This is a genomic window from Duganella sp. HH101 (genome assembly GCF_001758795.1).
In the GTDB taxonomy this organism is placed as follows: Bacteria; Pseudomonadota; Gammaproteobacteria; order Burkholderiales; family Burkholderiaceae_D; genus Rugamonas; species Rugamonas rivuli.
On record NZ_LRON01000056.1, the window covers coordinates 1 to 4,808 of the forward strand.

General features: G+C 56.9%; 3 protein-coding genes and 3 rRNA genes. 4 read left to right on the forward strand and 2 right to left on the reverse strand.

The window, feature by feature from the left end; translation table 11 throughout:
- The 3 genes from DUGA2_RS32155 to DUGA2_RS33255 all read left to right on the forward strand — a co-directional run.
- A 23S ribosomal RNA gene (locus DUGA2_RS32155) occupies window positions 1-262 on the forward strand; the annotation flags it as partial.
- A gap of 129 nt (window positions 263-391) precedes the next feature.
- Window positions 392-504, forward strand: a 5S ribosomal RNA gene (rrf, locus tag DUGA2_RS32160).
- Window positions 505-509: 5 nt separating this feature from the next.
- A complete protein-coding gene (locus DUGA2_RS33255) occupies window positions 510-1,115 on the forward strand; it encodes a DUF4214 domain-containing protein (protein ID WP_286162334.1) in 606 nt (201 codons plus the stop codon).
- Between the two features lie 233 nt (window positions 1,116-1,348).
- On the opposite strand, the gene DUGA2_RS32170 is transcribed toward DUGA2_RS33255, so the two are convergent.
- Both DUGA2_RS32170 and DUGA2_RS32175 read right to left on the reverse strand, forming a co-directional pair.
- Window positions 1,349-2,560, reverse strand: coding sequence for a sensor histidine kinase (locus DUGA2_RS32170; RefSeq protein WP_070273329.1), 1,212 nt, complete (start codon window positions 2,558-2,560; stop codon window positions 1,349-1,351).
- A gap of 82 nt (window positions 2,561-2,642) precedes the next feature.
- On the reverse strand, window positions 2,643-4,007 hold the full coding sequence (locus DUGA2_RS32175; protein WP_070273330.1) for a sodium-dependent transporter: 1,365 nt from the start codon (window positions 4,005-4,007) through the stop codon (window positions 2,643-2,645).
- A gap of 424 nt (window positions 4,008-4,431) precedes the next feature.
- Here DUGA2_RS32175 and DUGA2_RS32180 point away from each other — a divergent pair.
- Window positions 4,432-4,808: ribosomal RNA gene (locus DUGA2_RS32180) — 16S ribosomal RNA — on the forward strand; the annotation flags it as partial.

Sequence of the window (4,808 nt, forward strand, 5' to 3'; positions counted from 1 at the left end):
GGGGCTGCTCCTAGTACGAGAGGACCGGAGTGGACAGACCTCTGGTGTACCGGTTGTCACGCCAGTGGCATTGCCGGGTAGCTAAGTCTGGAAGAGATAACCGCTGAAAGCATCTAAGCGGGAAACTTGCCTTAAGATGAGATTTCCCAGAGCCTTGAGCTCTTTGAAGGGTCGTTCGAGACCAGGACGTTGATAGGTCAGGTGTGGAAGTGCAGTAATGCATTAAGCTAACTGATACTAATTGCCCGTACGGCTTGTCCCTATAACCTTAGCAGGTTATGGTGAATAAGAAGTACGTTGGAACGTTCGTTGATACACAACTTCATTACCCCATTTACTTACTTCTCCAGATTCGGAGCGCCGCTGAAAGCGTCGCTCGTACAAGTCAATGCCTGATGACCATAGCAAGTTGGTCCCACCCCTTCCCATCCCGAACAGGACCGTGAAACAACTCTGCGCCGATGATAGTGCTGCAACCAGTGTGAAAGTAGGTTATCGTCAGGCTAGTTATAAGAAGAAGCCCACCAAGTGATCCTGGTGGGCTTTTTTGCGTTCGTACGGTTGTCAACGCCGATTTCGTCAATACTGTTTATATGAATATATTCGGCCGCTATGCCGAGGCTGGTGGCCTGGAATATTGGACTCGCCGGCTGAATTTTAATGAGATCACACGACAGCTTCTGGTACTGACCATCATGGCTGGCGCCCAAGCCGATGACCAACTGGCGATGGCGAAGAAGAACGAAGTCGTTACCAGCTATCTTGCGGCGCTGGCGGCAGTCGGCGTCAAGAACGGCGTACCGCTCAGTGTCGTCGGCCGTGATTTGCCCGGGAAGGTGAACAAGGACATCGACCTGGTCGCTTTCCAGGCGAGCATCGATGCCGCAGTGCAGGCCCAGCGGCTGGAAATCGCGCCAACCTATACCTTGCGCTACAGCGGTTTCCGGAGCGCTTATTCAAGCGTCACTATAAACGTGCTATATCGTTACTCGGACGGTAGCGGCATTGTTCCGGCATTTGCGGGCAAACTGACGTTTGGACTCGGCGAACGTGAAATCGGATTCAGCCAGGCGCCGGGACACTCACCGTCGATGCCAATGGCCTTTTGCACATAGAAACGCCGGGCGAGTTCTGGAGCTTCGTCAGCCGGGATGTCAACCGTGGATTGACCGGGCAAATGTCGGGACTAACGTTGGGAGGCTTGCCGGCGCCGCTGTCATGGCGCGCCTATCGCTATGTTAAATCCGACGGCACCATCAAATATGCCGTGGTGCAGACCCTGACGACAACGAACCCGGCTACGTTGAAGACTACCAGCGCATTGACACTCTGGTCGCAGGAATAATGCTCAGCGCGTGGGCGCCAGCATGGGCAGGGTTAGCGTAAACCGCGTGCCGCCGCCGAGTTCGCTCACGACATCGATGGCGCCGCCCAGGATCTCGGTGACGATGTTGTGGACGATGTTCAGGCCCAGCCCGGAGCCGCCCACGCCCAGCTTGGTGGTAAAGAAGGGATCGAAGATCCGCGGCAGGTCTTCCTTCTTGATGCCGGCGCCATGATCCTCCACCGACAGCGATACCAGGCCATGCGCGGACATGCTGGCCGAGATGTCGATCAGACCTGCCGTGCGGCCTTCGTAGCCGTGCAGGATGGCGTTGTTGATCAGGTTGGTGATCACCTGACCGATCGGGCCAGGGTAGCTTTCCATCATCAGGTCCGCAGGGATGCGCTGCTGGATCACGAAGGGCGTGCGCTTGATGGTCGGCTGCAAGGTCAGCACATTCCCGGCCACCACTTCCGCCAATAAAAAACTGCGCCGTTGCGAGCTGGTCTGGTCGACCGCCACCTGTTTGAAGTTGGTGACGATGTCCGCCGCGCGATGCAGGTTGCGGCTCAGGATATCCACCGATAGTTGGGCATTCTTGATGTAGTGCTCAAACTCCTTGCGCGTGATGCCACCCTCCAGTTCCAGGTGCTTGCCGATCTCTTCGGTCTGCATTTCAAACGTGGTGGACGCCATCAGGCTGTTGCCGATCGGCGTGTTCAGCTCGTGCGCGATGCCGGCCACCATCGCGCCCAGGCCTGCCAGGCGCTCGTTGCGCATCAGGTCTGCGCGCGCCTTGTCCAGCGTCGCGACCATATCCTGCAGTTCGCGGTTGGCTCTGCGCAGCGCAAGATGGGTGTTGATGCGCGCCAGCACTTCCTCGATCTGGAAGGGCTTGGTGATGTAGTCCACACCGCCGGCATCGAAGCCTGTCACTTTTTGTTTTGGGTCGGTGAGGCCGGTCATGAAGATGACCGGAATATCCTTGGTGGCCTTGCCGGCCTTCAAGCGGCGGCAGGCCTCGAAACCGTCGATGCCGGGCATGACGACATCGAGCAGGATCAGGTCGGGCTCGGCGAATTCCGCGCGCATCAAACCTTCGGCGGCGGTCTGCGCCAGCACGATCATGAAGCCGTGCCGTTCGAGCCGGTCCAGCAGTGCCGCCAAGTAGGACAGGGAGTCGTCGACGATCAGTATCGTCGGCATCGGCACTACGGGGATCTCGCTCTGGTTCATTTTGGAGCCTGAGGAATTCACGGTGGAGACAGTATAGGCATACTGCCCAAACGACGGTGAAAAAAGAGCGAGACCGTTGCGCCTATAGCAAATTCAAGCCTTTCAACATTACCAAAAGAACCAGCACTGGCGACACGTAGCGCAGCAGGAAGAACACCACGCGTATCGTCGCCTGATTGGCAAGCGTGCCCTGGTTCGACAGCGCCTGCTTGAACTTGTCCGCGCCCCATACCCAACCCACGAACAAGGCTAGCAGGATGCCACCCAACGGCAGCAGCACGTTGGAGGAAACGAAGTCGAACAGGTCGAACATATTCATGCCGAACAGTTTGAAATCGGCCAGCACATTGTTGGTCAGTGCGCAGCTGGAGCCCAGCAGCATCAGGCCCGCGATGGTCAGCAACGTGGCCTTCGCGCGGCTGAGGCCGAATCGTTCATGCAGGATCACGACCGGCACTTCCATCAGCGACAGCATGGCGCCGGTGGCGGCAACCGAGGCCAGCACGAAGAAGGCGATCATCAGCAATTGGCCACCTGGAATTTGCGAGAAGACCGCCGGGATGGTGATGAACACCAGCGCGGGTCCGGCCGCCGGCTCAAAGCCGAAAGTGAATACCGCAGGGAAGATGGCGATGCCCGCCAACATGGAAACGCACAGGTCGGCGGCCATCACGCGCAGCGTGGTCTGCGGAATATTCTGGTCGTCGCGGAAGTAAGAGCCGTAGGTCATCATCGTACCCATGCCGAGCGACAGTTTGAAGAAAGCCAGGCCCATCGCCGTCAGGATGACGCCGGCAGTGATCTTGCTGAAGTCGGGACGGAACAGGAAGGCCAGGCCATCGGCCGCCTTGTCCAGCGACAGGCTGACCGCGCATAGCAACAGCAACAGCAGGAACAAGATCGGCATCAGTTTTTTGGCGATGCCTTCGATGCCTTTAGTCACGCCCATCAGCAGGATGCCGCCGATGAAGGCGAGCACGCCCCACTGCCACAACAGCGATTGCACAGGGTCTGCGATCAAGGCGCCGAAAGCGCTCTCGGTGACGTGCCGATCGCTGCTGAGGATGGAGCCGCCGATCGCTTTGAACACATAGGCGAAAACCCAGGCCACCACTTCGGAATAGAAGGACAGGATCAGGAACGCCGCAGCCATTCCGGCCACGCCGACCAGCCACCATGGCAGGCTTTTTTTAGGGCTGAGATTTTGCAGCGCTGTGATCGGATTGGCTTTGGCCGCGCGGCCCATCGTGATCTCCGCGATCATCACAGGCAGGCCGATGACCAGCGTCGCCAGCAGATAGATCAGCAGGAAACCGGCGCCGCCATTGGCGCCCGTCAGATAAGGGAACTTCCATATATTGCCGAGGCCGACGGCGGAACCCAGCGTCGCCGCCAGTACGCCGAAGCTGGAGCTAAAGCCGCCGCGCTTGATAGTGTTGTTGGTCATTGCGTGCTTTCTCGCCATGTTCTAAAGGGCGCGATTGTAGCAGTTCGAAAAAAGGCCTTGCAGATATTGGTGAGGCTTTGCTATAGTTCGCCCCCTCGCAGAACGGCGCATGCAAATGCCGAGTGAAGCGAGAAAAAAGAAGGGGTTGACGAAACGATCTAAACGCTTCATACTCTTTCTTCTTCGCTGACGGACACAACGCTCCGCAGCAAGCAGTACCGAATAAAGTTCTTTAAAAATTAACAGTCGATAAGTGTGGACGTTTGATGGAAGTGCACAGCAGGCTAGTCCTGCTGATACTTAAAATATCAAATGTTCACAAGAAGTAATGAAATAGGCGCTACGAAAGTAGTGGCCTGTCAGTATTTTGAGTGAGCGACCCGTGAGCAATCACGGTGCCAGAAATGGCAAATAAACAGAGATTAAACTGAAGAGTTTGATCCTGGCTCAGATTGAACGCTGGCGGCATGCCTTACACATGCAAGTCGAACGGCAGCGCGGGGCAACCTGGCGGCGAGTGGCGAACGGGTGAGTAATATATCGGAACGTACCCTGGAGTGGGGGATAACGTAGCGAAAGTTACGCTAATACCGCATACGATCTAAGGATGAAAGTGGGGGATCGCAAGACCTCATGCTCCTGGAGCGGCCGATATCTGATTAGCTAGTTGGTAGGGTAAAAGCCTACCAAGGCATCGATCAGTAGCTGGTCTGAGAGGACGACCAGCCACACTGGAACTGAGACACGGTCCAGACTCCTACGGGAGGCAGCAGTGGGGAATTTTGGACAATGGGCGCAAGC